The following is a 25737-nucleotide window of genomic DNA, read 5'->3' as shown; positions in this document are numbered from 1 at the left end:
ATTTACATCCCTTGTTTTACATTTCTATTAAAGGATCCGTAATAGATTTACGAATAAACAAGGGGTATCTTTGTATCTATTAGAAGGAAACCAAAAGGTGAAAAATAAAAGTTATGTTGCTGCAATAGCAACACTATTAGCCTTATCGCCAGAGGTTAATGCAAGCCAAGTTTCTGAACAGCTTGCAAGTACAATGAGATACTATCCTTCCGCCACGGATAGCTATTATAAATATGCTCCGATTTACTCGGGATATTATTACACTTCGAATTATCGTAATAATTATTCGTCTTGGTATAATCCCGCCCGCTATACTGGAGTAACAACCAGAACTGTATCAACAACTATTGACGGTATCACTATTACCAAGATTTATACTACGGTAAATGGTCGCACAACCGTCCGTACAGTTTACACACCTGTTGTAACCAGACCTGTTGTCGATACGCCAACTCGACCTGTTGTTGATATCAAACCTGTTGAGGAAACGCCAATTCAACCTGTTGTTGATATTAAACCAGTTGAGGAAGAACCAACTCCCCCTGTGGTTGATATTAAACCAGTTGAGGAAAAACCTACCCCTCCTGTTGCTGATATTCAGCCTGTTGAGGAACCTCCTGCTCAACCTGTTGTCGATATCAAACCAGTTGAGGAAATTCCTGTTCAGCCAGTTGTTGATACGACACCTGTTGTAGATGCGCCAATTTATGATGTGGGTCCAATCATCATTAAACCAACAGAACCTGTAAACGTTCGCCCAACACCTGTTGCAATCAATGTGCCAAATAGAGGAATTCAGTGGAATGATCGCTCGCGCGGTTATAGCACTACAGATCCGAATAATAAGGCCAATGTTCGACTAGATGGTGCAGGCGTTACTGTTGGGGTACTAGATAGTGGTTTTAAAAACAATCTTATGTATGACGACATCAATAAAAAATTTGGGCATCGTGCTGTAGTGATTGAAACAGGGCGCACGGCTCCAGCTAGCGCAACCCATGGTATCCAAGTTGCGGAAATGATTGGGGGCGGGAACTCTCGTAATGGCGTTGCACCTAAAGCAACACTATTATTAGCAGATATTACTAAAACGACATCCAGTGGCACGGGCTTATCCGCAACCGCCTCAATCTATAATGATTTATGGTATCGTGGTGCCCGTATTTTTAACCAGTCATATGGTATTCCAAAACCACTGACTTACTTTAACAACAATAGAAACTCCTCTTATTACTATCTCCGCCAATTTGATAGTGATGTCTTAAGATTCTATAAAGATAAAGTAAAAGATGGTGGGTTATTTGTCTGGGCTGCGGGAAATAACCGCGGTGATCTCAATCCATCAGTCCAAGCAGGTTTACCTTATTATGAACCAAGCTTGGAAAAAGGTTGGATCTCTGTTGTTGCAGTAGCAACCAGAACTAATGAAGGATTGGGTAACTTTGAATGGAGCAATTTATTGCCATATTCTCAAGCCGGTGTGGCAAAAAATTGGACCGTTACCGCAATGGGTGACTACATCTTTAATTTAGGTGGTAGAAACATTATTGCTAGCGGTTCATCCTTTGCAGCTCCAGCAGTCACGGGTACGGCAGCACTCGTGAAACAAAAATATCCTTGGATGGATGGCAACCTCATCAAACAATCTATCTTATCAACGGCAACCGATATTGGTGCACCAGGGGTAGATGATGTATATGGTTGGGGCTTGCTTAACGTTGAAAAAGCAGTAAACGGTCCAGCCAGCTTTGACAAACGTCTTGCATTAGCAGATAACGTTACCGTTAATATTCCAGATGGAAGCTATGAGTTTTCAAACAATATTGATGGTGATGCAGGCTTAGTAAAAAATGGTCAAGGCGAATTAATTTTATCGGGTGCGAGTACCTTTGCAGGAGACACAACGCTCAATGAAGGTGCTATCACTATTAACGGTAAACAATATGCGTCTAAAGTCAACGTGTCGCGTAGTGGTACATTGGTTGTCAATAATACCACGTTAGAAAATGGCGTAAATAACGAGGGTACTATTGTTAACCAGGGTTATTCTACGATCAATAAAGATTACGTTGCTACGGCGCAAAGTACGCTAGTGTCAGATTTAGGTTCAAACTTAAACGTAAAAGGAGAAGTTGACTTAAACGACTCTACTTTATCACTAGCTGCAGTTAAAGATGGTAAAGCGCAGTATGTCACCGAAAAAGGTGTCACCATCAATGCGATTACCTCTGACACTGCAATTAAGGGTAACTTTGCTGCAATAGAAACATCTGGGTTATTAACTGCGACGGCAGAAAAAACCAGCGAAAATGAAGTTACAGCAACAGTTAGCCGTAAAAATGTCGCAGAGTATGTGACCGAAAACACTTCTGGCGAAACAATGCGTGAAAATGTTGCCATGGCATTAGAAAGCGCTTTCACCACATTAGATTCGCAAATTGAGGGAAATAACGGCACAACGGCTGCAACGAATGAAACCTTTGCACAACACGCAGCTGTTCTACAAAACAGTATTGCCAATAGCAATACGCAAGGAGTTGCTTTAGATAGCTTATCTGGTCAAATTTATGCGTCTGCGCAAGCGCTTACATTTGAAAATGCAGAAACAGTGAATAAAGACCTCTCTAATCGTCTTGTTATGCTAGGTAAACTAGATAACGTAGGCGAAACTGCTGGTGTATGGGCTACGGGTATTTATGGTAACGGTACACTAAAAGAAGCAGGTTTCGGTGAAGGTAAAACCAACACCTATGCTGGCCAACTCGGTGTTGATAAACAAATCAGCGAAAATGTCATTTTAGGTACTGCATTCAATTACTCAAAAGCAAAAGTAAGTTTTGACCGCTATGGCGGTAGCGCTAAAGCTGATAGTATTGGTGCATCATTATATGCTCGTGTGGGTAACAAGCATAAAACACCTTGGTATCTCCAAGGTCGCCTTGGTTACGGTAGTGTAGATTCTGATGTCGAACGTAATATTATTTTGGCGGATAATAACGTAAGTACAGCAAAAATTAACCACCGTGATAAGGTATTGTCTGCTTACCTCGAATCAGGCTATGACTTCAACGTAGGTCAATTCGCATTAACACCGTTTGTCGGTTTAAGTCATGATGTTGTCAGACGTGGCGCATTCAGTGAAACAAACAGTCAATTTGGTTTAACCGCGGATAAAACGACCTATCAACAAACTAGCGCATTGGTTGGTTTACGCACAGCGTTAAGTCTTGATGTAGGTGGTGTAAAAACTACATTCCAAGGCTATGTAAATCATCAACAAGCGTTTAAACGTGAAGATCTTAGCTTTAAAGCAAGCTATACTGGCTTACAAGATGCAAAATTCGATGTAAAAGGTATTGGCCTTGCGAAAAGCAAAACGTGGGTAGGGGTCGGCGCATTAGCTGAGTTAAACAAAAATGTTTCGCTATATGCTAATTATGATCTCAAACTTGCGAAAAGCAAAGGTCACAACAATATTGTGACAGCCGGTATCAGAATTAACTTCTAACTGACGACAAACTAAATTAAACGGGCGTTAGCAATAACGCCCGTTTTTCTTTTATGAACCAACGAACAAGCGGTCATTTTTCGGTAAAAATTTGCAAAACCCTGCAAGCCAAAGGATAATACACAAGATTTTGGCAACATAAGGATAACCTCATGATTATTGTAACTGGCGGAGCTGGCTTTATTGGCAGCAATATTGTAAAAGCATTAAATGCGATTGGTAGAAAAGATATTTTAGTGGTGGACAATCTCAAAAATGGCGAGAAATTTATCAATCTTGTAGATTTAGACATTGCGGATTATTGCGATAAAGAAGATTTTATCGCTTCTATTATCGCGGGCGATGAATTTGGTGAGCGAATTGAAGCAGTATTCCATGAAGGTGCTTGTTCAGCAACCACTGAGTGGGACGGTAAATATATGATGCAGAATAACTATGAATACTCCAAAGAGTTACTGCATTACTGCTTAGATCGTGGTATCCCGTTCTTCTATGCATCCAGTGCCGCAACCTACGGTGGTCGCTCAGACAACTTTATTGAAAAACGCGAATTTGAACAGCCGTTGAATGTCTATGGTTACTCAAAATTCCTATTTGATGAATATGTACGCAAACTTCTACCGCACGCCGATAGTCCAATCTGCGGTTTTAAATACTTCAACGTTTATGGCCCACGTGAACAGCATAAAGGCTCAATGGCAAGTGTTGCTTTCCATTTAAACACGCAAATTCTCAAAGGCGAAAATCCAAAACTATTCGCAGGCTCAGAAACCTTCTTACGTGATTTCGTCTATGTAGAAGACGTGGCAAAAGTAAACCTTTGGGCATGGCAAAATGGAGTATCGGGTATTTTTAACTTAGGGACTGGCAATGCGGAATCTTTCCAAGCCGTTGCCGAAGCGGTGATTGATTTCCATCAAAAAGGCGAAATTGAAACTATCCCATTCCCAGATCACTTAAAATCTCGCTATCAAACTTTTACCCAAGCAGATTTAACCGAATTGCGTAAAGCAGGCTACAACGGTACATTTAAAACCGTTGCTGAAGGCACAAAAGAATATATGGCGTGGTTAAATCGCTAAACAAAAAATCCGCTTAAGTGATAACTTAAGCGGATTTTTTTAAAGTTTAATAAAACCATCATAAATATGCGTTGCATCACCAGTCATATATAAGGGGTCACCAACACCATTCCATTCAATTTGCAAACTGCCACCTGGTAAATCAACCTGTACACTGCTATCCAGTACACCTTGCATAATACCAACAGCAACTGCGGCACAAGCACCACTACCACAAGCTTGTGTTTCTCCCGCACCTCGTTCAAACACACGCAATTTAATATGATTACGATTAATCACCTGCATAAATCCAACATTCACTCGCTCAGGAAAACGCTCATGGCATTCTAACAAAGCACCCAACTCGTTTACGTTTGCCGTACCGACATCTTCCACCTGTAAAACACAGTGTGGATTGCCCATCGATACTACGCCACAGAGTACCGTTTGAATTTCTGTGCGAAGAATATAGTTTTTCTCAAATTTATTTGCTACAAATGGAATTTTCGTAGGTTCCCAAATCGGCTCCCCCATATTTACTCGTACTTGCCCGTTTTCTTTCAAGCTCAGCACCATTTTACCTTTTGCCGTACTCACCCCAATATCGGTTTTATTGGTCAAACCTTTCAGTGCCACAAAACGGGCAAAACACCTTGCGCCATTGCCACATTGGGAAACCTCACTACCATCTGCATTAAAAATACGGTAGTGAAAATCAAGCTCTGGATCATAAGGCGGCTCCACCAATAAAAGCTGGTCAAAACCAATACCGCGATGACGATCAGCAAGTTTACGGATGATCTCGGTGGTTAAATAGATATTTTGCGTCACGCCATCAATCACCATAAAGTCATTGCCTAGGCCGTGCATTTTAGAAAACTGCATATTTTTCTCTTTTTAAAACGATTATTTGACCTGCATTATAGAATTAACTGCTTTTTATTGCTACATTGTCCGCCCTTGTCAGGAGCTGTTGCTAATGAATTTAAATACTCAACACCCTAACAAGGCTGTTTTAATTATCATAACACTAAGGAATCCAATATGATTTGGTTACATTTGGCAGTTGTGCTGCTATTTATTTTCTTGGGAACCCGCTTAGGCGGCATTGGTATTGGCTTTATGGGCGGAATGGGGGTGGTTGTTCTCGCTTTACTCGGTTTAACACCGGGCGCTATACCATTTGATGTTATCTCTATCATTATGGCAGTTATTATGGCGATTGCTGCAATGCAAGTTGCTGGCGGTATGGATTATCTGGTTAAAGTGGCGGAACGTATCTTACGTAAACACCCAAAACACGTGACCTATCTTGCTCCAGCGGTGACTTATGCCATGACTATGTTTGCAGGTACCGGACACACTGCATTTTCCACTTTACCAGTGATTGCTGAAGTAGCAAAAGAGCAAGGTATTCGTCCATCTCGCCCGCTTTCTATTGCCGTAGTCGCTTCTCAAATTGCGATCACCGCATCACCTATTTCTGCTGCAGTTGTTTTCTTAACAACAGAGTTAGAAAAACATTTTGGCTTAAGCTACCTCCAGCTGCTCGGTATCTGGATCCCAACTTCTTTCGCCGCTTGTATGATTACCGCATTTGTGTGTAACTTTTTGGGCAAAGAGTTAAAAGATGATGAAGTTTACCAAGAACGTCTTGCAAAAGGTTTAGTCCCAATGCGTGGCGAAACCCAAATTGAGTTAAAACCTTATGCTAAACGTTCTGTTGCTATTTTTGGTATCGCTATTGTCGCAATTATGTGCTACGCCATTGCGATCAGTGGTAATGTTGGTCTAATTAAAGACCCAATCCTCAGCCGCGATAATGCGATTATCTCTTTCATGCTTGCGACCGCGGCATTAATTTGCGTATTCTGTAAAGCAGATAGCGCAGAAGTCCCAAATGCACAAACGTTCAAATCAGGTATGACAGCTGCAATCTGTGTACTTGGTGTAGCATGGTTAGGTAATACCTTTGTTGGTGGCCACATTGAAGCAATTAAATCTGCTTCATCAGCCTTCTTAACCGAATACCCTTGGAGCTTAGCGGTTATCTTATTTGTTGCGGGTACTCTACTTTACTCACAAGCAGCTACAGCGAAAGCACTATATCCTGCTGCGCTAGCGCTTGGCGTTTCTCCAGAAGCGGCTATAGCTGCCTTTGCAGCTGTTTCAGCACTATTCGTATTGCCAACATACCCAACCTTAATCGCAGCAGTACAAATGGATGATACAGGCTCAACCCGTATCGGCAAATTGGTTTTCAACCACCCATTCTTAATTCCGGGTGTATTAGCTATCACCCTTGCTGTTGCATTCGGCTTCATGCTTTCAAGTATGGTGTTGTAATATAGTTCGTTAATTTACGCCAAAGCCAAAGAAACTTCTCTTTGGCTTTTTTATTTTTTCCGCTAGTATGTGCAAGCGGTCGATTCCCGCTATTTTTTTGCAAAAGCCAAACAGGAGTTTCTTATGAAACAAAATTGGATTACAGCCACTATTTTCAGCTTAGCCGCTTTGCCCTCTCTTGCTGGAAGCTGGGTGGATGAACAACATGGCAATGTGAAAACAACGTTAAATCGTTGGTCGCACAGCATTGATAACTGGATTGGTGAAACCGATCCTAGCAACCCGGCTTCAGCAACATTGCGAGTTATGTTTGATAATGAATGGAATCGTTATGATGGCTACTCCATCAAGCCTCGTATCCGCGCTAAAATTAAATTGCCTGCCTTAAAAAGGCACCTTAAAAACCTTAGTTTAGTGTTTGGTGATGAAGATCTCGATAACCAATCACGCGATAATCAACAGCTCCACCGTAATTATCGTACACCATTACAAGGCGATAAAAAATACGATCGTAAACAAGCACGCGATGACAATGCGTCAATGGCGATCCGCTGGTCTAATGGAATTAAAAGCCTAGGTATTGAAACCGACCTCGATGTCGGCGTTCGTTCTGGAGCAGATATTTTCGTCCGTGCCAAAGCAAGCAAATTATGGCAAGTGAATGAACAATATAGTGTACGCCTAGAACAGATCTACCGCTATGGTTCAAACAGCAAACACTATTTACGCACCAATTTTGAAAATAAGTTTACTGAAACAGCGCGTCGTTTTATCAATAACCATACCTACCTGCAATATACTCATGATAATGATGAAGAACTGTTTTGGGGCAATAGCTTATACCGCCAACATACCTATTCAAATTTCAAACGCTTAAATTACGGCTTTAATTTTGGTGGAGAAATTGAACATAAGAAAGTTGATCTCAATTACTATGGACCCTTTATCAACTGGCGTCAGCCAATTTTGCGCCAATGGCTATTTATTCAACCCGAAGTGAATTTCTACAATAACCGCAAAGAAGATCGCAAACACACATTGGGCGCATTTTTACGGCTTGAAGCCATTTTCTAAACCTACTAAAAACAAGGGGGCGAAATCTCATCATTCGCCCCTTTCGTTTAGATTGCCTTCAAACGATACAGCACATCCAATGCCTGTTTTGGTGTTAGCTCATCAGGGTTGATCTCAGCTAATGCCATTTCCACTTTAGATAGCTCAACAAGCGGTTGATTTTCTGGCGTTTTTTGCAAAGGTTCACTAAACAATAAATCTTGCTGTGGGCTGTCGTGTAACTGCGTGGTTTGCTGCGAAAGCTGCTCCAAATGAGCCAGCTTCTGTTTTGCTAAGCCAATAACTTGTTTCGGCACGCCCGCCAATGCGGCTACCGCCAAACCATAACTTTTGCTTGCTGCCCCTTCTTGAACGCTATGCATAAACGCAATGGTATCATTATGCTCAATCGCATCTAGATGCACATTCGCAACACCTTTCAACTGATTTGGTAATGCTGTTAGCTCAAAATAGTGAGTGGCAAACAGTGTTAAAGATTGTGATTTTCGGGCAAGCCACTCGGCACACGCCCACGCTAAAGATAAACCATCATAAGTTGATGTCCCCCGCCCAATTTCGTCCACCAACACAAGGCTATTTTCGGTGGCTTGATGCAGAATGTTCGCCATTTCGGTCATTTCCACCATAAAGGTTGAACGCCCAGACGCTAAATCATCACTCGCCCCAATGCGGGTAAAAATACGGTCAATCGGGCCGATTTCTGCACTTTCTGCCGGCACGGCACTGCCGATATATGCCATCAATGTAATCAACGCAATTTGTCGCATATAGGTACTTTTACCGCCCATATTCGGGCCAGTTACAATGAGCAAATGGCGTTGTGGATTAAGATAAACTGGGTTAGCAATAAACGGATCTTTCAGTACCTGTTCCACCACAGGGTGGCGACCGCCTTTGATTTTCACACCCCGTTGAGCAGAAAATGTTGGCATGGTGTAATTGAGCGTTTCGGCACGTTCGGCAAGGTTGGTTAAAACGTCCAATTCCGCCAGCACCAGTGCGGCAAGTTGCAATTCGCCCAAGCGTGGCATCATCAAGTCAAACAGTTCTTCGTAAAGCTGCTTTTCCAAAGCAAGGCTTGCCCCTTTGGCTTTCAGCACCTTATCTTCGTAGGTTTTCAGCTCTGGAATAATATAACGTTCCGCATTTTTCAATGTTTGGCGGCGAACATAGTGAATAGGGGCTTTGTGAGCCTGCCCTTGCGAAATCTGAATGTAGTAACCGTGTACCGCATTAAAGCCGATTTTCAGCGTATCAATCCCTGTTTTCTCTCGCTCACGGATTTCTAAATCTTCTAGATACTGGGTTGCACCATCGGCAAGGCTACGCCATTCATCAAGCTCTGCGTTATAGCCTTGTGCAATCACGCCACCATCACGAATTAACTGCGGTGGATTATCAATCACCGCACGGGCAAGTAGATCTTGCAATTCGCTAAAATCAGCCAGCTGACTTAGCATTTTGTCCAAGCAAGGGGTCAGATTTTGCGAAAAATTGACCAAATCAGGGAGCTGTTCAAGCGCGGTTCGCAAACGAGTTAAGTCCCGAGGGCGAGCAGAACGCAATGCCACCCGCGCCAAAATCCGTTCCATATCGCCCACTTGTCGCAACAGCGGTTGCAAATCGGCTATGCGATCATTTTGTTGCAGAGCAAGAATAGTTTGTTGGCGAGTTTGTAATTTAGCCAGATCACGAATAGGCTGATGAATCCAGCGTTTGAGCAAACGACTCCCCATTGGCGTAACGCATTTATCTAATACCGCAGCAAGGGTATTTTCTGCCCCACCTGCAAGATTTTGGGTGAGTTCTAAATTGCGGCGAGTAGCAGCATCAAGCAAGACAGTATCGCTATTTTGAGCCAGATGAATCGCATTGATATGCGGCAGTGCGGTGCGTTGGGTTTCTTGCGCATAATGCAACACACAACCAGCGGCACAGAGTGCCACCACCGCTTTTTCCACCCCAAATCCCGTGAGATCTTTGGTGCCAAATTGACGATTCAGCAAATTAATTGCGGTAACTAACTCAAATTCCCAAATTGGACGACGGCGTAAACCTTTGAAACGCTGAACAATCTCCATCGGTTCAAACTGTTCAGGATAGAGCAATTCCGCAGGGGAAACCCGTTGCAACTCAGCGGCAAGCTGTTCAGCATTTTGCAATTCAGTAATCAAAAAACGACCGCTTGTCATATCCAGCGTAGCAAGGGCAAAAATGCCTTTTTCCGCATAAACGGCTGCAACTAAATTATCTTGGCGTTCAGGTAATAAGGCTTCATCGCTCACCGTACCAGGGGTGACAATCCGCACGACTTTCCGCTCAACAGGGCCTTTGCTGGTATTTGGATCACCCACCTGCTCACAAATTGCGACACTTTCGCCCAATGCAACCAATTTCGCTAAATAGCCTTCCACCGCGTGATAGGGTACACCCGCCATTGGAATCGGTTCACCGGCTGAACTTCCCCTTTTGGTCAATGAAATATCGAGCAATGCCGCGGCTTTTTTCGCATCGTCATAAAACAACTCATAAAAGTCGCCCATACGGTAGAAAAGTAAAATATCTTTATTTTCCGCTTTAAGTTGCAGATATTGTTGCATCATTGGGGTGTGTTGCGAGAGATCTTTGCTTGTCATTCGTCTATTTTGATAAGAAAATTTAGTGCTATTTTAGCAGATTGGCGACGATAATGGGCTGTTATCTTTTTGGGTGGGATTTGCTATCATTTCGACTAAATTTAGAGAGGGAGCATAATCATGATCATCTGCACCGCAGGCCATGTCGATCACGGCAAAACCACATTATTACAAGCATTAACAGGCACACATACCGCCCATTTACCCGAAGAGAAAAAACGCGGACTCACCATTGATTTGGGCTATGCCTATCTGCCGATTGAAGGCGATATTTTAGGGTTTATTGATGTACCAGGGCATCAAAAATTCTTGTCGAATATGTTAGCCGGCTTAGGTGGCTTGCAACATGCTATGCTGGTTGTGGCAGCAGATGAAGGCATTAAACCGCAAACAGATGAACATCTTAACATCCTCAAGCTGCTCAATTTTAGCCAAATCATCGTGGTGCTAACCAAAGCTGATCGTGCAAATGCAGAGCAAATTTCAAACTTGCAAAGCGAGCTAAAACAGCGTTATCCGTTTTTAAATCAAGCCGCTTTTTTTGTTACCTCAGCGCACACTGGCGAAGGTATTGCGAATCTCAAACAGCACCTTGTCTCACTCAATCACTTAAGTTCTCATCTAGAAAAACCCTTCCGTTATGCCATTGATCGAGTCTTCAATATTAAAGGGGCAGGCTTAGTCGTCACCGGTACAGCAGTAGCGGGCAAAGTGCAAGTAGGAACGGAATTATATCTTTCTAACGGCAAACGTGTGCGCGTAAAAAATATTCACGCTCAAAATAGTGAAAGCCAGCAAGGGCTTGCTGGACAACGGCTTGCCTTAAATTTAGCAAACATCGAAAAAACTGAGCTGGCACGAGGCGATTGGCTGACCGAGCTTGAACCAAATTTTGCGACCGATCGCATTAGCGTACAGCTACATAGCGAACAAGAATTGCCCGAAAATAGCGTTGTACACCTATACCATTTTGCTAGCCATATCACCGCAAAATTGAATTTACTCAATAAACAAGCGGGTGATTTTGCACAAAATTCTGCCAATTTACTTGCCGAAATTATTCTTGATCAGCCATTGCATATTGCCAATGGTGATAAACTCATCATCCGTAACGGTGATGACAGCCAAACGCTTGCGGGAGCAAGTGTAATCGAAATCCATTCGCCCAAACGCCATAAACGCAGCGAAACTCGTTTAGCATTTTTGCAAAAAATCAGTCAAAACCAACCGCTTGCAAACAAAATTTCATATGACCTTGAAACAAAAGCAGTGGAACTGTCATTTTTAGCGTGGGCGGAGCAGCAATTTATCAGTAATTTGCTGCGATTTGGCGAAAACTTAGGGCAAAAATGGCTTTTTAGCCCCGTTTTTAAACAACAATTACAACAAACTATTCTTGAAAAATTAGCCAATTATCATGCTCAACATAATGATCAAGTAGGTGTGACCAAAGCCCGTCTTTACCGTATAGCAGCACTGGCTCAGCCAGAAAATCTGGTCTATCACTTTATAGATGAATTGGTTGAACAGGGTAAACTGGCTCAAAGCCGCGGCTGGATCCATTTGCCTGAACATAAAATTGCGTTTTCTGCCGAGGAAATCGCAATTTGGCAACAAGTTTTGCCCATTTTCCAGCGGACTACGCAAGCGCTTTGGGTGCGGGATATTGCGAGCGAATTAGCTACAGATGAGGGTGAAATGCGAAATTTACTCTATAAAGCAGGCAAACTTGGTTATTTAGTGCCGATTGTGAAAGACCGTTTTTTAACCTTTGAGCAGATCAGCAATTTTGCCCAACTGATCAAAAGCATTATTCAACAAAATGGTGAAATTTCTGTAAACCAGCTACGAGATGAAATTGGCTATGGTCGTAAAGTGACCGTACAATTAATTGAATATTTTGACCGAGTCGGTTTTTTACGCCGCAAAGGAAATGTACATTTGCTCAGAGATGGGCAAGGATATTAATTCTTGAATCGTTAGGCTCATTTTCTTCCCCCTTGCGGGGAAGAAGCAAGTAAAGTCAGCTCATGGTATTGATTTTTATAATGCAATTTGCGGGTAGAAATGTTCGCTGATTTCAACCAATGCCGCGAAAGAAATCACTGGCAACGATGTTGTTAATCCTCTTGCTTGCAAATCGGTTTCTAATACAAACACATTCGCGCAATTTGCAAAAAATTGCGGATTTTTCACCGCTTGCAGAACGCCATCTTGCCAAAGCACAATGGCATCATTTTCGGTAAATTGCGAAATAATAGCTTGAAGTTGATTTGAGTCGTAATCGGCACGGCTTATGGTATAAAGCATAACTATCCTTAAAACGTCAAAACTTTCTCGGCATTGCGTAAGCAAGCAAAAATGTGCTCTCGTGCCACAAACTGCACGTCTTGTAAAATCCACTCTGCGTTATCTAATCCACGTTCGGTAACAGATTGTTGGCAAATAAAGCATTCGCTTAATTCATACAGTTCCAGCAATTTAAATGTGGCAATGTGATCTTTTTGCAAAATCTGCTCTGGTTGCTGCTTTTTCAGCAGGTTGAAAACGCCATCGAACAAAAAGCAGATTGCTATTTCATCTTCGTCACAAAAAGCTGATGCAGCTAACACGGCATCGAGTCCTTCTCGACTGGTTGCACTGCCAAATGGAGGTTGTGTGAATAATACGGCTAGTTTGTATCTCATGTTAAAAACTCATTACTCTATCCGCTTCTAGCACGGCTTTGCTAAATTCACCTAATCCAGCCAACACAAAGCCTTCTGCTAAATTTTCCGCCGAAATCCCCCGCCGCTGGCTGGCGGCAATACACAAGTGTAACGGCACATTATGCTGTTGTGAAAATTGCTGCCATGCCTGCACTAAATTGAGCTCATCACTGGCTGGTTCAACCAAGCTATTGCCGTTACTAACCCCGTTTTGAAAAAAGAAAATTTGGCTAATTTGGTGCTGTTTAGCCAGTAATGCGTTGGCAAACTGGTAAGCGAGATAAGCCCCTTGCCCGCCATAAACAGGCGATTTAATCGCTAAAACATAATGCATTATTCTGTTTCCTGCTTAAGTTGGCGAATATAGAGATAGATGGTATGTCGAGAAATTCCCAACCGTTTGGCGACTTGATGAATGGCATCTTTAATCTCAAAAATACCTTTCTCATAGAGCGCAATGATAATTTGGCGGTTTTTACTGTTATTGGCAATTCGCTGATCATTACGTACTTCTGCAATAGTGCTATCAATACTCTGCACCACCAAATCATCTAGTGAGCTGGCAAAATTTACCCCATTTTCCACCGCTTGTTCGCCCTCATCGGGTGCAATGAAGGTACTTAAGAATTGCGAAACGGGCACATCTAGATTCATATTGATACACAATAAGCCTATCACATGCTGCTTACGGTTACGAATAGCAATACTGACAGATTTCATCAGTACACCGCCTTTCGCTTTAGTAAAGTAAGGCTTGGAAACACTGTCGGTCTGCATATGCCGGAGCGATTGCAAAGCTCGCTCAGTAATCGGTGAACCAATCGTTCGCCCTGTGTTATGCCCATTAGCAATATAGATCGCTGAATTTTCTAGATATTCTAATGAATGCAAGACAATTTCACAGTGTGTACCAATTAAGGTTGCGATGCCATCTACCACAGGAAAATAAGAAGCAAGAATAGCATGATCTTCGTCAGAAAGCGGGGTAAAAATTTGATTCATAAGTCAATGTAAAAAGGCGAGTGACCTCGCCTATTGAATATTATTTTAGATTATTTTGCTGGCGTGAAATCAAGTAATTCCACTTCAAATTTTAAGGTAGAACTCGCCGGAATTCTGCCTGCTTGGCGATCACCATAAGCAAGCTCAGGTGCAGCAACGATTTCCATTTTACCACCTTTTTTCAGCATAGGAATCGCCTCTACCCATGCAGGGATTAGCTGGCTTAATTGGAACTCAATCGGCTCACCACGGTCGTAGGAGCTATCAAATACCGAACCATCGGTAAGCGTGCCTTTGTAGTGAACTTTCACGGTATCTTCCGCTTTCGGGGAATCACCTTCACCGGCTTTTTCAATTTTATAGAGCAAGCCCGATGCTGTTTTCTTCACACCAGACTGTTTTTCATATTCTGCGCGAAATTTATTACCCGCTTCGATGGTTTCTTTATTTTTTTCCGCTTGTAATTTGCTCTCTTGTGCGGAAAGATAATCATCGAGTGCTTTTAGCTGCTTTTGCAAATCTTCATCAGTGAGTTTGCCTGTTTTTTTGAGTGTATCTTGCACCCCAGCAACAATACGATCTTCATTGTATGAGAAAAACGCTTTTTGTGAGTCAATGATACCTTCAAGGTTTTTCCCCATCAGCACGCCGACAGCATAAGAGGAATCATCGACAAATTTAGGATCCTGTTTGTCTGCAAATGCAGATGTTGCGGCCACGACACCCGCAACCAAAATAGCTAATTGTTTTTTCAACATTGTATTTCCTTAATTTAAATTAAAATAAAAATCAGTTTGTAATCGAAGGGCAATAGGGTAAAGTGTATTTCTGTTTAAAACAACCCATTTTGCGTAAAATGTCTTCAAATAACACCAAACTTCAGCAATATTTGATCGAACTAGAAACAAAAGTTGCCTTTCAGGAACAAACGATTGAAGAATTAAATCAAGCGCTTATTCATCAACAATTTGCTTTAGATAAACTTCAATTACAAGTACGCAATCTCGCTGAAAAGCTACAAGGGCTCTCCTCGAGCAATGTTGCCAGCCGTTCAGAAGAGACTCCCCCACCCCACTATTAATACGAAAAAAGCAGTGCTTTCGCACTGCTTTACCTCGCCCATCACGAAGAAGATTATTTTTTGATAATCTCCATTACCTCTACTTCGGTCTTATCCCACTCTTTATCTAACACACCACGAATTTGAATGCGATCTGTTGGAGTAATCGTTTGACCTTGCCACGCACGACGGCTTACTTCAATTTCCACTTCGCCAGTTGCATCTTTGAAAATAAAGTCCTTTTTGCCCACACGTTTGGTGATATTGCCTTCAAGCAACACAAAAGATTTATCCTTAGCTGCAGGAAGATCTTTGACACTTTTCACAGCATTATTTTCATCGAAAAATCCGATGCCTTTTTTATCACCATATTTGCCATCCTGTTTACCATGCTTACGCAATTTTTCTCTTTTCATTTCTGCGCGCTCTTGCTCGTTCGCCTTATAGGTACGTGCATCATTCGGGTCTTCAAATCCCCCTTGCGCTACAGCAAAAGATGAAACTACCAGTAAAGTAGATAACGTGATTAATTTTTTCATAAATAAGCTTCCCTGATTAAATTATAATAGTAAAAATAAGATCTTTAAATTAACAAGAACCGCCGCCCTTGTTAGCCTATATTCAACCATGAATTTATTAAGGAAATCTTAAGGGCAACGATTTTCCCTGTCACAAACCAAATATCGCTTAAAGCTTGAGCATTCAAAATAATCACTCACTCTAGCAAACCCTGTTTATATTTTGTTAGACTAAGAACATTTATTCGTCTAATTGATTATTTATCAGGAAAGAATTGTATGAATCTTCGCAACCTCATTCTTCAACACCAACTACAATTGTTCTTCCAACAAGGCAACTTCGGTTTAGAAAAAGAGAGCCAACGGATTGATGCTAAAGGCAATATTGTTACTACCCCTCACCCTGCTGTTTTTGGTAATCGTTCCTATCATCCTTACATTCAAACCGACTTCGCTGAAAGCCAATTAGAATTAATCACCCCCCCGAACACGAAACTGAAAGATACACTACGCTGGCTCTCTGCTATTCACGAAGTCGTATTACGCTCGCTCCCCGAAGATGAATATCTTTTACCAATCAGTATGCCGAGCGGTTTACCGCCGGAAGATCAAATTAAAGTGGCACAATTAGATAACCCTAATGATGTTGCCTATCGCGAGCATTTAGTACGCTCTTATGGCAAATATAAACAGATGGTCAGCGGTATTCATTACAATTTCCAAATCAGCCCTGATTTGATTGACAAACTGTTTGCAATGCAGAATGAATACAGCGAAAAACACGCTTTTCAGTCCGCTGTGTATATGAAACTTGCTAACAATTTCCTACGTTATCAGTGGGTGTTAGTTTACCTGCTTTCCGCCAGCAACACTGTAGAATCGCACTATTTTGGTGAAAATTCACCGCTTGCAGAGGGCAGATTTGTACGTTCGCTACGTTCTAGCCAATATGGTTATGTGAATGCCGAACATATCAAAATCAATCACAACAGTTTGCGTGATTATGTGGAAAGTTTGGAAAAATTCGTGGCAAATGGCGACTTGATTGCCGAAAAAGAGTATTACTCCAATGTCCGTTTACGTGGATCCCAAAAAGTGCGTGAATTATTGGATAAAGGGATTCAGTATTGCGAATTCCGCCTGTTTGATCTCAATCCCTTTGCGCCTTATGGCATTACTCTAGAAGATGCCGAATTTATCCATAGTTTCTTGCTGTTAATGCTTTGGAAAACGGAAACCAACAGCCAAGCAGGTGTGGATTTAGGACGAGAACGTCTCTTTGAAGTCGCTATGGAAGATCCGCTTTCCATCACAAAATACCAAGATGAAGGTCTCTCTATTCTGCAAGAAATGATTGCCATGTTACAAGAGATCGGTGCAGATGAAAGCAAAATCACAACCGTTCAAGACAAAATTGCTCAATTTTATGAGCCAAGCCAAACGCTTGGCGGACGCTTTGTCAATGCGCTTCAACAAGCGGGCGGTTATCAGCAATTTTCTGCAAAATTAGCACAACATTATAAAGCCCAAGCCTTTGAACGTTTCTATGCCCTTTCTGCTTTTGACAATATGGAGCTTTCTACCCAAGCACTCCTATTTGATTTGATTCAACAAGGCATTTCGGTTGAGCTATTAGACGAAAACGACCAATTCCTCGCACTGAAATTTGGTGATCATCTGGAATACGTTAAAAACGGCAATATGACTTCCCACGATCAATACATTTCGCCATTGATTATGGAAAACAAAGTGGTCACCAAAAAAGTGCTCGCCAAAGCAGGTTTTAACGTGCCAAAAAGTGTGGAATTTACCGATGTCGCAACTGCTGTTGCACATTACCCACTGTTTGAAGGTAAAGCCGTGGTAATCAAACCCAAAAGCACCAACTATGGTTTAGGGATTACTATCTTCCAACAAGGCGTGAATAATCGTGACGACTTTGCTAAGGCGATTGAAATTGCATTTAGAGAAGATAAAGAAGTGATGGTAGAAGATTATTTAGTTGGCACGGAATACCGCTTCTTTGTACTAGGCGATGAAACCCTTGCTGTGTTGTTGCGAGTGCCTGCAAATGTGGTGGGCGATGGTGTGCATACGGTGCGAGAGTTAGTTGAAATGAAAAATGCCGATCCATTGCGTGGTGATGGCAGCCGTTCGCCGTTGAAAAAAATCGCACTGGGCGAAATTGAACAGCTACAACTGAAAGAACAAGGCTTGACGGTAGATAACATTCCAGCCAAAGGGCAAAACGTGCAGCTACGAGCAAACTCGAATATCAGCACAGGGGGCGATTCGATTGATATGACCGATGCAATGCACGATAGCTATAAACAAATCGCGGTCGGCATTGCCCACGCAATGGGCGCAAAAGTGTGTGGCGTGGATTTAATCATTCCAGATCTCAACCAAGCTGCCGAGCCATCATTGCGTTCGTGGGGTGTAATTGAGGCTAACTTTAATCCAATGATGATGATGCATATTTTCCCTTATCAAGGAAAATCACGCCGTTTGACTCAAAATGTCATTAAGATGCTGTTTCCAGAACGACACCACTAAATTTTCTAGATAACAAGCGGGCAATTTTGCAGAAATAAGTGCAAATTTGCCCGCTTGCTTTTTACCTACTTACTTAGCAATGCTATCAATCCATTGGAACAATTCATCTAAATCATAGTCGCCCGAATGGGGTACATCCCACGGCAGCGCATAATCTACCGTTTTCCCGCTCATTCTCAGTTTGGCGGTTAATGCCGCAGAAATGGCGTGAGAGGTGTCATAATCTGCCGACCCGACACGGATCCGCCAATGTTGGGCGGCGTGATGGTTGTCGGTATAGTTCATTGCGTTCACCAATTTCACGGTTTGTGGATCCGCCATTGCGCCTTTTACTTGGCTGTGTGCCAAGCCAAATGGCGTGAAATGTTTGTTATTGGTTGTTTGATCGCCGAAGAAATTATTTTCACCACTGCTTAAATCCAAGGCATCAAACGCCGGTGGCGATTTCATGCGTTTTTTCTGTGCAACAAAGCCTTCAAAATCCAGCCCGATAACCTTGCCGTTTTCGATTTTCAGCCAGCCCAGTTGTGATAAATCTTGCCCTTCGCTGATGGCTTTATTGGCAGAGGCAATCAAACGCTCCACAATGAAATCTTTAAAACTGCCGTTACCCTCATCATCAAGCGTCAGCGGTTTACCGTGGCTGTCTTGCAGATTGAGGCTGTTTAAATAAGCCGGATAAGCCGCTTTCAAGCGGTCGGATATTGTGATTTCTTGCGCATTTAAAGTACCACTCAGCATCGGTTGGGCAATGGTGCGGTCGTTATAGGCTTGGGCATCCATTCGAGACATATCTTTGCGCTCATAATCGTGTAATTTGTTAAATTGCCATTCATAGGCCATATCGGCGTGTTCTAAATCGGTAATCGGGCAATACACCGAAGCGGCAAAAATCGCATCGCTGGCTTCTGCTGCCCCCAGCGTTTTCAGCAAATCGGCATAATCGCTGTGATCGCCACTTGCTGCCAGCAATGCCGACATCGCGCCACCGGCACTAGTGCCATTTGAGATAATTTTATTGGCATCGCCCGCCATTAACGCATCATTGGCACGCAGATAACGCACGGCGGCTTTTAAATCTAAAATTACCGCAGGCGCTTTGCCTGTATAATTTCCTTCCCTGCCTAGCGTTCTGCCTCTTGCACCAACCGAGGCAACCACATAGCCTTGTTTTAACGCTTGTAAAATCGTGCTGGCTCTGCCACGCATGCCACCTTGGTCTGCTGTTGCCGCTAATGCTGGCATATAGCCACCAACTGCGTTAGGCAAAAAAATTGGTGCGGTTTCTGCGGTGTAGCCGTTGATCTCTTCCCCTTTAAAATAGGCTTCCGGCACATAGAAATTCAAGGTTTGATATTCCGCTTCTATCGGATTTTTCACATAAACAATCTTTTCTACCGCACGAAACGGCAGGCTTTCGCCATTTAATTCTGCTGTTTTGGCAACAAATTTATGCGGTTCAAAAGTTAATGAAAAGCCTTGTTCGGTTTGATTGGCAAACGGCAAATCGGCAAGTGGATTTCGTTTGGCAGGCGGCGCAGCGAATAGTGCCGTAGATAGGCTTGCCACGGTAAAAGTGGTGATGAATTTAGACAGTCTCATAGTTACTCCATGTTGCCTTTGAATCTTAAATAAAGCTATGCTGATGTTTCAGCTACCGTACTAAATTAAGCAAATTTTTCTGGAAATCAATCGCTTGTCACTATTAAATAGCGCACAACTATTTTATACTACGCGTTTTTTAGGAGATCATCAATGTACGAACAACTCAAACTTTCTAACCAACTCTGTTTTCCACTGTATGCAGTGTCAAAAGAGATCACTCGCTGCTACACCCCTTTTCTGGATAAATTGGATCTCACCTACCCACAATATTTAGCCATGCTCGTATTGTGGGAAAATGATGCCATCAGCGTTAATCAAATTGGGGCTCGCCTCTATTTAGATAGCGGTACACTTACACCGTTACTCAAGCGCTTACAGACAAAAGGGCTGGTAGAGCGTACCCGCAGCCAAACAGATGAGCGTAGTGTGATTATTCGTTTAACAGAGCAAGGTAAAGCCCTTGAAGCACAAGCTGCCCAAGTGCCTGCACAGATGGCAAACATGCTCAATTTAAGTGAAGAAGAAGCTGCGACACTACATAAAATTGTTGCGAAACTACACCGCTAATTTCTGGCTTAGAAAGGCAATCAACACTTGAATCCGCTTGGCTTTATTACTGTGTTGTAGATAGTAAAGATAGACCGCAGGATAGTATTTCCAATAATCTTGCAACACAGGAATAAACTGATCGCTATCCGGCAATAAGCGGTGGATTGGGGTAAAAATTTTGCCAATACCTAAGCCGGCGCGAACCCCATCTGCCATTACGTCAATATCGTTGGCGACCACAACCTACTCTCCATTTCCACCATCAATTCTTGTTCATTTTGATTGAGCATTAAAAGGCAAAATACGGTTAGCCATCATAAATGGAAATTTCCAGCTGAACATATGGATAGAGACGGCAGAATTCAGCGAAATACGGTTTTAAAATCTGTTGGAAACGGGAAAGGGCAATCCGCACCGTGCCAGTTGGCATTTCACCCAAGTCTTGCGCGCTTTCTATCGCATATTTTAATGATTGGACGAGATGTTTAGTACTCCCTAACAAGCGTTGCCCAGCCTCTGTCAGCGCCATTTTACGAGTGATAGAAGTGGTAAAAAATCAAATAACATAATTGTAGATAAATTGATGTTAGACATTGCCTGATTTTGCAAAAATCTCCCACAAATTGACCGCTTGTTTAGTGTTCTCAAGCGGTCTTTTTTGCTCTCAAAGAAGCAAATTTATGCTTGTTTTTGTGCCAAAATTGCTTTGACATTATTTTCTAGCCAATCTACTAAACCATAAATTTTTTCGGCGGCTTGTTCACCATATTCTGTTAAGTGATATTCCACATGGGGCGGTACGGTATCAAAAGCATGGCGGACAATCATACCGTCTTGTTCTAACTGTTTAAGGGTTTCCGCTAACATTTTTTCACTCACCCCATCAATTTCTCGGCGAATTTCAGAAAAGCGTTTTGTCCCTTGTCTTAATACAATCATTACAAGCGATCCCCAACGGCTGGTTAGGTGATTTAAAATCAAACGGCTGGGGCAATCTTTGGCAAGAACCTGTCCTTTTTCAAAAGGGAAATGCATAGTGTCTCCTTTAAATAAAATGATTAGCATACGGTTTCGGCTTACCTTTTTGTAAGTACTTACAAAAAGTAAGTAAACAGATTATACTGCGTTCCGTTTTTATAACTCTACTTTAAAGGAAAATTTTATGTCTCGTGTTCTCGTTATTTCCGCTCACCAAGATTTAAATCAATCTACCAGCAACCGTTTAATTCTTAACACGTTAGAAGAAAAACTCGGTTCACAAGTTAGTGTTCGCCGTTTAACTGAACTTTATCCTGATTTCAACATTGACGTTGCAGCTGAACAGCAAGCGTTGGTAGAAGCTGATGTGGTGGTATTCCAATTTCCACTCTTTTGGTACAACGTACCAGCGATTTTGAAAAAATGGCTTGATGATGTTTGGACGTATGGCTTTGCTTATGGTGAAGGCGGTAATAAATTACAGGGTAAAAAATTACTGGTTTCATTAACGACTGGCGGTGTTGCGGAAGTTTATACCGATGCGGTGATGGGGAACATTGAAGATCTCGTTAAACCACTAAAAAGCTCTGCAACCTACACAGGCTTTGAATGGGCAGGCGTAGAAGCGACATTTGCTCAGCTTTATATTCCCGGTGTGCATAGTGATGCGGATTTAGCAAATGTGCAAACCAAAGCACAAGCACACGCCGAACGTATGGTGGCAAAATTAGCAAGTTTGTAATCGTTTAGATTAATTTAAAGCTGTTTTAGTGATCTAAAACAGCTTTTTAATTAATGCATCGTGCCAAATCTCAGTTACGCCCAATAGTAGCGAACAATATGGAAGAACACGGGGGCTGAGAAGCAGATAGAATCTACACGGTCTAACATTCCGCCATGACCTTTAATCATTCTCCCCCAATCTTTTACCCCGTAATCACGTTTGATTGCCGACATCACTAAGCCACCGAAAAAGCCCATTAAACAAATCACAAAGCCAATCACACCAGCCTCTAAGGTAGAAAATGGTGTAATAGGAGTCAGTAACATCGCAATTAACGTTGCCGTTAAAATCCCTCCTACGGTGCCAGCAACGGTTTTAGACGGCGATAGGCTCGGCATAATTTTGCGTTTGCCAATTAATTTGCCCCAAATGTATTGCAACACATCGCTTAATTGCACAATTGCAATCAGAAAGATCAATAGCTGAATATTTTGTGCCTTTTCTAAGCCTTTTACCTCTAAGGTCAATAATGCAGGAACGTGAGAAATACAGAAAATGCTGATCATCGCTGCCCATTGGATTTTTGCCGAACGCCCTAAAAAATGCTCGGTTTTGCCAGTGAGACTGCCGACGATAGGCAATAGTAAAAAGCCGTAAACAGGGATAAAAATCGAGAACATACCATACCATTCTGTCCACACAAAATAGTATTGCAGCGGTAGCAACAGATAAAAACAGACAACCAGTGCGTAATAGTCGTGTCTGTCTTGATAGACAAGGGTCATAAACTCACGCAAGCCGGCAAATGAAATCAGGAAGAAGAGTAAAATCGTGCCATTTTGCCCAAATGCAAAAGCGAAAACTAACACAAACAGCATAATCCACCACGCATAAATACGGGCATTTAAATTTTCAATAGTGCTGGTATTGCCTTTTTTCTGTTTAAGTACAAAACCGATAGCTGAAGCTAGCAGTAAAACAGCGAAAAAGGTCAGGAAAATCGTGTTAATCGTCATCTGATTACTCCTTATTCAGCGGGGAAAGGGCAAGTAAGGCTTGGCGTGAGCGCTCGATAAAATCGGCTTTTTCTTCCCCATCTTGTAGTGAAATCGGATTGCCAAAGCGAGCTTGGCACATTAGTGGTATCGGTAAAATTGCCCCTTTGGGTAGAACTTGTTTCATATTATCAATCCAAACCGGCACAAATTGAATGTTTGGCTGTTGCTTGGCAAGATGATAAATACCACTTTTAAACGGTTGCAAAGGCTCTTCGCCTAAATTTCGAGTGCCTTCCGGGAAAATAATCAGATTTTCACCTTTGCGAATGGCATTGCTCATTGTTTCAATCGCCTGCTGTGGATTCTCGCTGTTACGATCCACCAAAAGGACATTAAACACCGAATTTGCGATAAAACGGCGGATTCGCCCTTGCTGCCAATAATCCGCCCCTGCAACTGGTCGGGTACACAGACGTAAATTCTGCGGCAGTGAAATCCAGACTAAAATGAAATCGCCGTGGCTGTGGTGATTCGCATAATAGACGGTTGGCATTGGGTTTTCTGGCAACAGTTGTGGGCGAACGCCAGTAATAAAAGCCGTGAAAAAACAGATGATATGGTCAATAAATTTTGCAAGCAGGATTTTCATTTTATTGCTCCAAGCGGTTCAGTTCGGTAGAAATTGCCATTGTGCGAACATAGCAAGTGTATGCGGTGCCGACAGTCATTACAATTAAGGTCGCAGAAAGTAGATAAGTCGTTGAATTAAAAATGCTTTCTACTGCTGTGAGCAGACAGCCTATGGTGAGGGTTGCCATTCGTTGTTGCTTTGCCATCGGTCCTTGAAAACGCTGAGGCAAGCCTACACTGCCGCCAAATACCCGAATGTAAGCCGTTAAAGCGGCAAGCAATGCAGCCAGCCAACCTAACCATGGAAAAGGTGTGGCATAACCTAATGCGATTAAAAACAGACTGTCCGCCACACGGTCAGGAAACTCATTAAAAATGGCACCGTTAGCGGTTTTCTTTCCGCCTTCCACTGCCACCATACCATCAAATAAATTACACAATAGGCGAAGTTGCACCATTACGGCACAAAAAACGAGTGCAAAAATAGATTGACTGAAAAATAATACGACAGCACCCAATAAGGCAAACACCATACTCAAGCAGGAAATTTGGTTTGGGGTCGGGAATGCGCGTTTCGCCAACCAAGTAGCAAAACGGGATAATAATGGATTATCACGAGAGCTAAGTGGGCGGCGGTTTTCAACGGTTTTTTCAACATTTTCTGACATCATTTTTCCTTGATTAAAATTTAACAAGCGATTTGATTCTAGCAAAAATTTGCAAAATTTCAGCAAAAAATGACCGCTTGTAAAATAGATATTTTTCGTAGGATTATTTGCCATTTAATTGCTGGATTAAAAAGGCGATTAATACCTGAATCCGCTTAGCTTTTTGGCTGTGTTGCGGATAATAGAGGTACACCGCAGGATATACTTTCCAATAATCTTGTAATATGGGAATCAATTGCTCACGATCAGGGAGTTGTTGGTAGATGGGCGTAAATATCCGCCCAACCCCTAGCCCAGAACGTATGCTTCTTATCATTTCAAATTCGTTCATTATAATAATGGGTAATTTTTATAGGAGAATTCATTATGCAAAACATTCAAAACAAAGTCGTGATTATCACCGGTGCATCCTCTGGTATTGGAGAAGCTATCGCCTACAAACTGGCTGAAAACGGGGCAAAATTGGTGCTTGCTGCTCGTCGTGAAGCAAAATTAAAAGCGATTGTGGCGAACATTCAAGCCAAAGGCGGTGAAGCGGTGTATCAAGTTACCGATGTTACTCAGCCTGCCGATAATGAAGCCTTAGTTACATTGGCAAAAAATACCTTTGGTAAAGTCGATGCGATTTTCTTAAATGCCGGACTGATGCCAAGTTCACCGCTTGCGGTACTGGAAACTGACAATTGGAACAAGATGATTGATGTTAATATCAAAGGCGTGTTAAACGGCATTGCAGCGGTGTTGCCTACCTTCAACGAGCAAAAATCAGGGCATATTCTCACCGTATCCAGTGTAGCTGGCTTAAAAGTCTATCCGGGGGCGGCGGTCTATTGCGGCACAAAATGGGCGGTGAAAGCGATTATGGAAGCCTTACGAATGGAATCAGCACAAGCAGGCACCAACATTCGCACTGCAACCATTTACCCAGCGGCAGTGCAATCGGAATTAGTCGCTGGCATTACCGATGAAACAACCTCACAGGGTTATCGCCAGCTGTATGATGCTTATGAAATTCCTGCTGAGCGTGTGGCGAATGTCGTGGCATTTGCACTTGCTCAGCCAGCAGATACTAATATCAGCGAATTTACTATCGGGCCAACAACACAAGCGTGGTAA

At 42.5% G+C, this 25737-nt stretch carries 26 protein-coding genes; 10 read left to right on the top strand and 16 right to left on the bottom strand.

Annotation, left to right across the window (positions count from 1 at the left end; translation table 11 throughout):
- Nucleotides 1–97: 97 nt before the first annotated feature.
- Nucleotides 98–3508, top strand: coding sequence for an autotransporter domain-containing protein (locus EDC51_RS08920; RefSeq protein ID WP_131928746.1), 3411 nt, complete (start codon nt 98–100; stop codon nt 3506–3508).
- Nucleotides 3509–3660: 152 nt separating this feature from the next.
- Nucleotides 3661–4590 carry an ADP-glyceromanno-heptose 6-epimerase gene (gene rfaD / locus EDC51_RS08915; protein ID WP_015431591.1) on the top strand — a complete coding sequence of 310 codons (930 nt, stop codon included), beginning with the start codon at nt 3661–3663 and terminating at the stop codon, nt 4588–4590.
- Nucleotides 4591–4629: 39 nt separating this feature from the next.
- On the opposite strand, the gene dapF is transcribed toward rfaD, so the two are convergent.
- Nucleotides 4630–5454 carry a diaminopimelate epimerase gene (gene dapF, locus EDC51_RS08910; RefSeq protein ID WP_025288774.1) on the bottom strand — a complete coding sequence of 275 codons (825 nt, stop codon included), beginning with the start codon at nt 5452–5454 and terminating at the stop codon, nt 4630–4632.
- Nucleotides 5455–5613: 159 nt separating this feature from the next.
- Between dapF and EDC51_RS08905 the strand changes: the two genes are divergently transcribed.
- The gene (locus tag EDC51_RS08905; protein WP_015431589.1) at nt 5614–6915 is read left to right on the top strand and encodes an anaerobic C4-dicarboxylate transporter; all 1302 of its coding nucleotides are present in this window, start codon (nt 5614–5616) and stop codon (nt 6913–6915) included.
- A 123-nt stretch (nt 6916–7038) separates the two neighbouring features.
- The gene (locus tag EDC51_RS08900) at nt 7039–7989 is read left to right on the top strand and encodes a hypothetical protein (protein ID WP_131928745.1); all 951 of its coding nucleotides are present in this window, start codon (nt 7039–7041) and stop codon (nt 7987–7989) included.
- A 47-nt stretch (nt 7990–8036) separates the two neighbouring features.
- Here EDC51_RS08900 and mutS read toward each other — a convergent pair whose 3' ends face one another.
- Entirely contained in the window at nt 8037–10625 is a 2589-nt protein-coding gene (gene mutS / locus EDC51_RS08895) for a DNA mismatch repair protein MutS (protein WP_131928744.1), read from the bottom strand.
- A gap of 120 nt (nt 10626–10745) precedes the next feature.
- Here mutS and selB point away from each other — a divergent pair, with 120 nt between their 5' ends.
- Nucleotides 10746–12593, top strand: a complete 1848-nt coding sequence (gene selB, locus EDC51_RS08890; RefSeq protein ID WP_131928743.1) for a selenocysteine-specific translation elongation factor — start codon at nt 10746–10748, stop codon at nt 12591–12593.
- Between the two features lie 75 nt (nt 12594–12668).
- On the opposite strand, the gene tusB is transcribed toward selB, so the two are convergent.
- Genes tusB through EDC51_RS08865 form a run of 5 tightly spaced genes read right to left on the bottom strand, consistent with a single transcriptional unit; the run spans nt 12669 to nt 15093 of the window.
- Nucleotides 12669–12935, bottom strand: a complete 267-nt coding sequence (tusB, locus tag EDC51_RS08885) for a sulfurtransferase complex subunit TusB (RefSeq protein WP_015431585.1) — start codon at nt 12933–12935, stop codon at nt 12669–12671.
- A gap of 8 nt (nt 12936–12943) precedes the next feature.
- Nucleotides 12944–13312 (bottom strand): sulfurtransferase complex subunit TusC, encoded by a 369-nt coding sequence (gene tusC / locus EDC51_RS08880; RefSeq protein WP_025267469.1) that lies wholly within the window; start codon nt 13310–13312, stop codon nt 12944–12946.
- A 1-nt stretch (nt 13313) separates the two neighbouring features.
- Nucleotides 13314–13667, bottom strand: a complete 354-nt coding sequence (tusD, locus tag EDC51_RS08875; protein WP_131928742.1) for a sulfurtransferase complex subunit TusD — start codon at nt 13665–13667, stop codon at nt 13314–13316.
- Nucleotides 13667–14335, bottom strand: coding sequence for a helix-turn-helix transcriptional regulator (locus EDC51_RS08870; RefSeq protein ID WP_015431582.1), 669 nt, complete (start codon nt 14333–14335; stop codon nt 13667–13669). The genes tusD and EDC51_RS08870 overlap by 1 nt, the downstream gene beginning before the upstream one ends.
- 50 nt (nt 14336–14385) lie before the next feature.
- Nucleotides 14386–15093, bottom strand: a complete 708-nt coding sequence (locus EDC51_RS08865; RefSeq protein ID WP_015431581.1) for an FKBP-type peptidyl-prolyl cis-trans isomerase — start codon at nt 15091–15093, stop codon at nt 14386–14388.
- Nucleotides 15094–15191: 98 nt separating this feature from the next.
- Between EDC51_RS08865 and EDC51_RS08860 the strand changes: the two genes are divergently transcribed.
- Nucleotides 15192–15416 (top strand): SlyX family protein, encoded by a 225-nt coding sequence (locus EDC51_RS08860; protein WP_025267470.1) that lies wholly within the window; start codon nt 15192–15194, stop codon nt 15414–15416.
- Between the two features lie 53 nt (nt 15417–15469).
- Here EDC51_RS08860 and EDC51_RS08855 read toward each other — a convergent pair whose 3' ends face one another.
- Nucleotides 15470–15934 (bottom strand): YgiW/YdeI family stress tolerance OB fold protein, encoded by a 465-nt coding sequence (locus EDC51_RS08855; protein ID WP_015431579.1) that lies wholly within the window; start codon nt 15932–15934, stop codon nt 15470–15472.
- Nucleotides 15935–16192: 258 nt separating this feature from the next.
- Here EDC51_RS08855 and gshAB point away from each other — a divergent pair, with 258 nt between their 5' ends.
- A complete protein-coding gene (gene gshAB / locus EDC51_RS08850) occupies nt 16193–18469 on the top strand; it encodes a bifunctional glutamate--cysteine ligase GshA/glutathione synthetase GshB (RefSeq protein ID WP_131928741.1) in 2277 nt (758 codons plus the stop codon).
- A gap of 69 nt (nt 18470–18538) precedes the next feature.
- Here gshAB and EDC51_RS08845 read toward each other — a convergent pair whose 3' ends face one another.
- Nucleotides 18539–20071 (bottom strand): subtype B tannase, encoded by a 1533-nt coding sequence (locus EDC51_RS08845; protein WP_131928740.1) that lies wholly within the window; start codon nt 20069–20071, stop codon nt 18539–18541.
- Nucleotides 20072–20224: 153 nt separating this feature from the next.
- Between EDC51_RS08845 and EDC51_RS08840 the strand changes: the two genes are divergently transcribed.
- Complete coding sequence (locus EDC51_RS08840; protein WP_131928739.1) at nt 20225–20641, top strand: MarR family winged helix-turn-helix transcriptional regulator; 417 nt, start codon at nt 20225–20227, stop codon at nt 20639–20641.
- Here the strand turns inward: EDC51_RS08840 and EDC51_RS08835 are convergent.
- The 3 genes from EDC51_RS08835 to EDC51_RS08825 all read right to left on the bottom strand — a co-directional run bounded on the left by EDC51_RS08835 (nt 20630) and on the right by EDC51_RS08825 (nt 21658).
- The gene (locus tag EDC51_RS08835; protein ID WP_131928738.1) at nt 20630–20863 is read right to left on the bottom strand and encodes a type 2 periplasmic-binding domain-containing protein; all 234 of its coding nucleotides are present in this window, start codon (nt 20861–20863) and stop codon (nt 20630–20632) included. The two genes, EDC51_RS08840 and EDC51_RS08835, sit on opposite strands and share 12 nt — an antisense overlap.
- 67 nt (nt 20864–20930) lie before the next feature.
- Nucleotides 20931–21152, bottom strand: a complete 222-nt coding sequence (locus EDC51_RS08830; RefSeq protein ID WP_131928737.1) for a type 2 periplasmic-binding domain-containing protein — start codon at nt 21150–21152, stop codon at nt 20931–20933.
- Between the two features lie 149 nt (nt 21153–21301).
- On the bottom strand, nt 21302–21658 hold the full coding sequence (locus EDC51_RS08825; RefSeq protein WP_025288762.1) for a winged helix-turn-helix transcriptional regulator: 357 nt from the start codon (nt 21656–21658) through the stop codon (nt 21302–21304).
- Between the two features lie 127 nt (nt 21659–21785).
- Here EDC51_RS08825 and EDC51_RS08820 point away from each other — a divergent pair, with 127 nt between their 5' ends.
- Nucleotides 21786–22343, top strand: a complete 558-nt coding sequence (locus EDC51_RS08820; RefSeq protein ID WP_131928736.1) for an NAD(P)H-dependent oxidoreductase — start codon at nt 21786–21788, stop codon at nt 22341–22343.
- Between the two features lie 74 nt (nt 22344–22417).
- On the opposite strand, the gene EDC51_RS08815 is transcribed toward EDC51_RS08820, so the two are convergent.
- From EDC51_RS08815 to EDC51_RS08800, 4 genes are all read right to left on the bottom strand, one after another.
- Entirely contained in the window at nt 22418–23341 is a 924-nt protein-coding gene (locus EDC51_RS08815) for a phosphatidate cytidylyltransferase (RefSeq protein ID WP_131928735.1), read from the bottom strand.
- Nucleotides 23342–23345: 4 nt separating this feature from the next.
- On the bottom strand, nt 23346–23963 hold the full coding sequence (locus EDC51_RS08810; protein ID WP_170169288.1) for a lysophospholipid acyltransferase family protein: 618 nt from the start codon (nt 23961–23963) through the stop codon (nt 23346–23348).
- Nucleotides 23964–23973: 10 nt separating this feature from the next.
- On the bottom strand, nt 23974–24621 hold the full coding sequence (locus tag EDC51_RS08805) for a CDP-alcohol phosphatidyltransferase family protein (RefSeq protein WP_170169286.1): 648 nt from the start codon (nt 24619–24621) through the stop codon (nt 23974–23976).
- Nucleotides 24622–24724: 103 nt separating this feature from the next.
- Entirely contained in the window at nt 24725–24937 is a 213-nt protein-coding gene (locus EDC51_RS08800) for a type 2 periplasmic-binding domain-containing protein (protein ID WP_131928732.1), read from the bottom strand.
- A 50-nt stretch (nt 24938–24987) separates the two neighbouring features.
- Here EDC51_RS08800 and EDC51_RS08795 point away from each other — a divergent pair, with 50 nt between their 5' ends.
- Complete coding sequence (locus tag EDC51_RS08795) at nt 24988–25737, top strand: SDR family oxidoreductase (protein ID WP_131928731.1); 750 nt, start codon at nt 24988–24990, stop codon at nt 25735–25737.

The sequence above is a fragment of the Bibersteinia trehalosi genome (genome assembly GCF_004346205.1).
Taxonomy (GTDB): Bacteria; Pseudomonadota; Gammaproteobacteria; order Enterobacterales; family Pasteurellaceae; genus Bibersteinia; species Bibersteinia trehalosi.
Note: the sequence above shows the minus strand (reverse complement) of the source record. Positions and strands in the feature narration are given on the sequence as shown.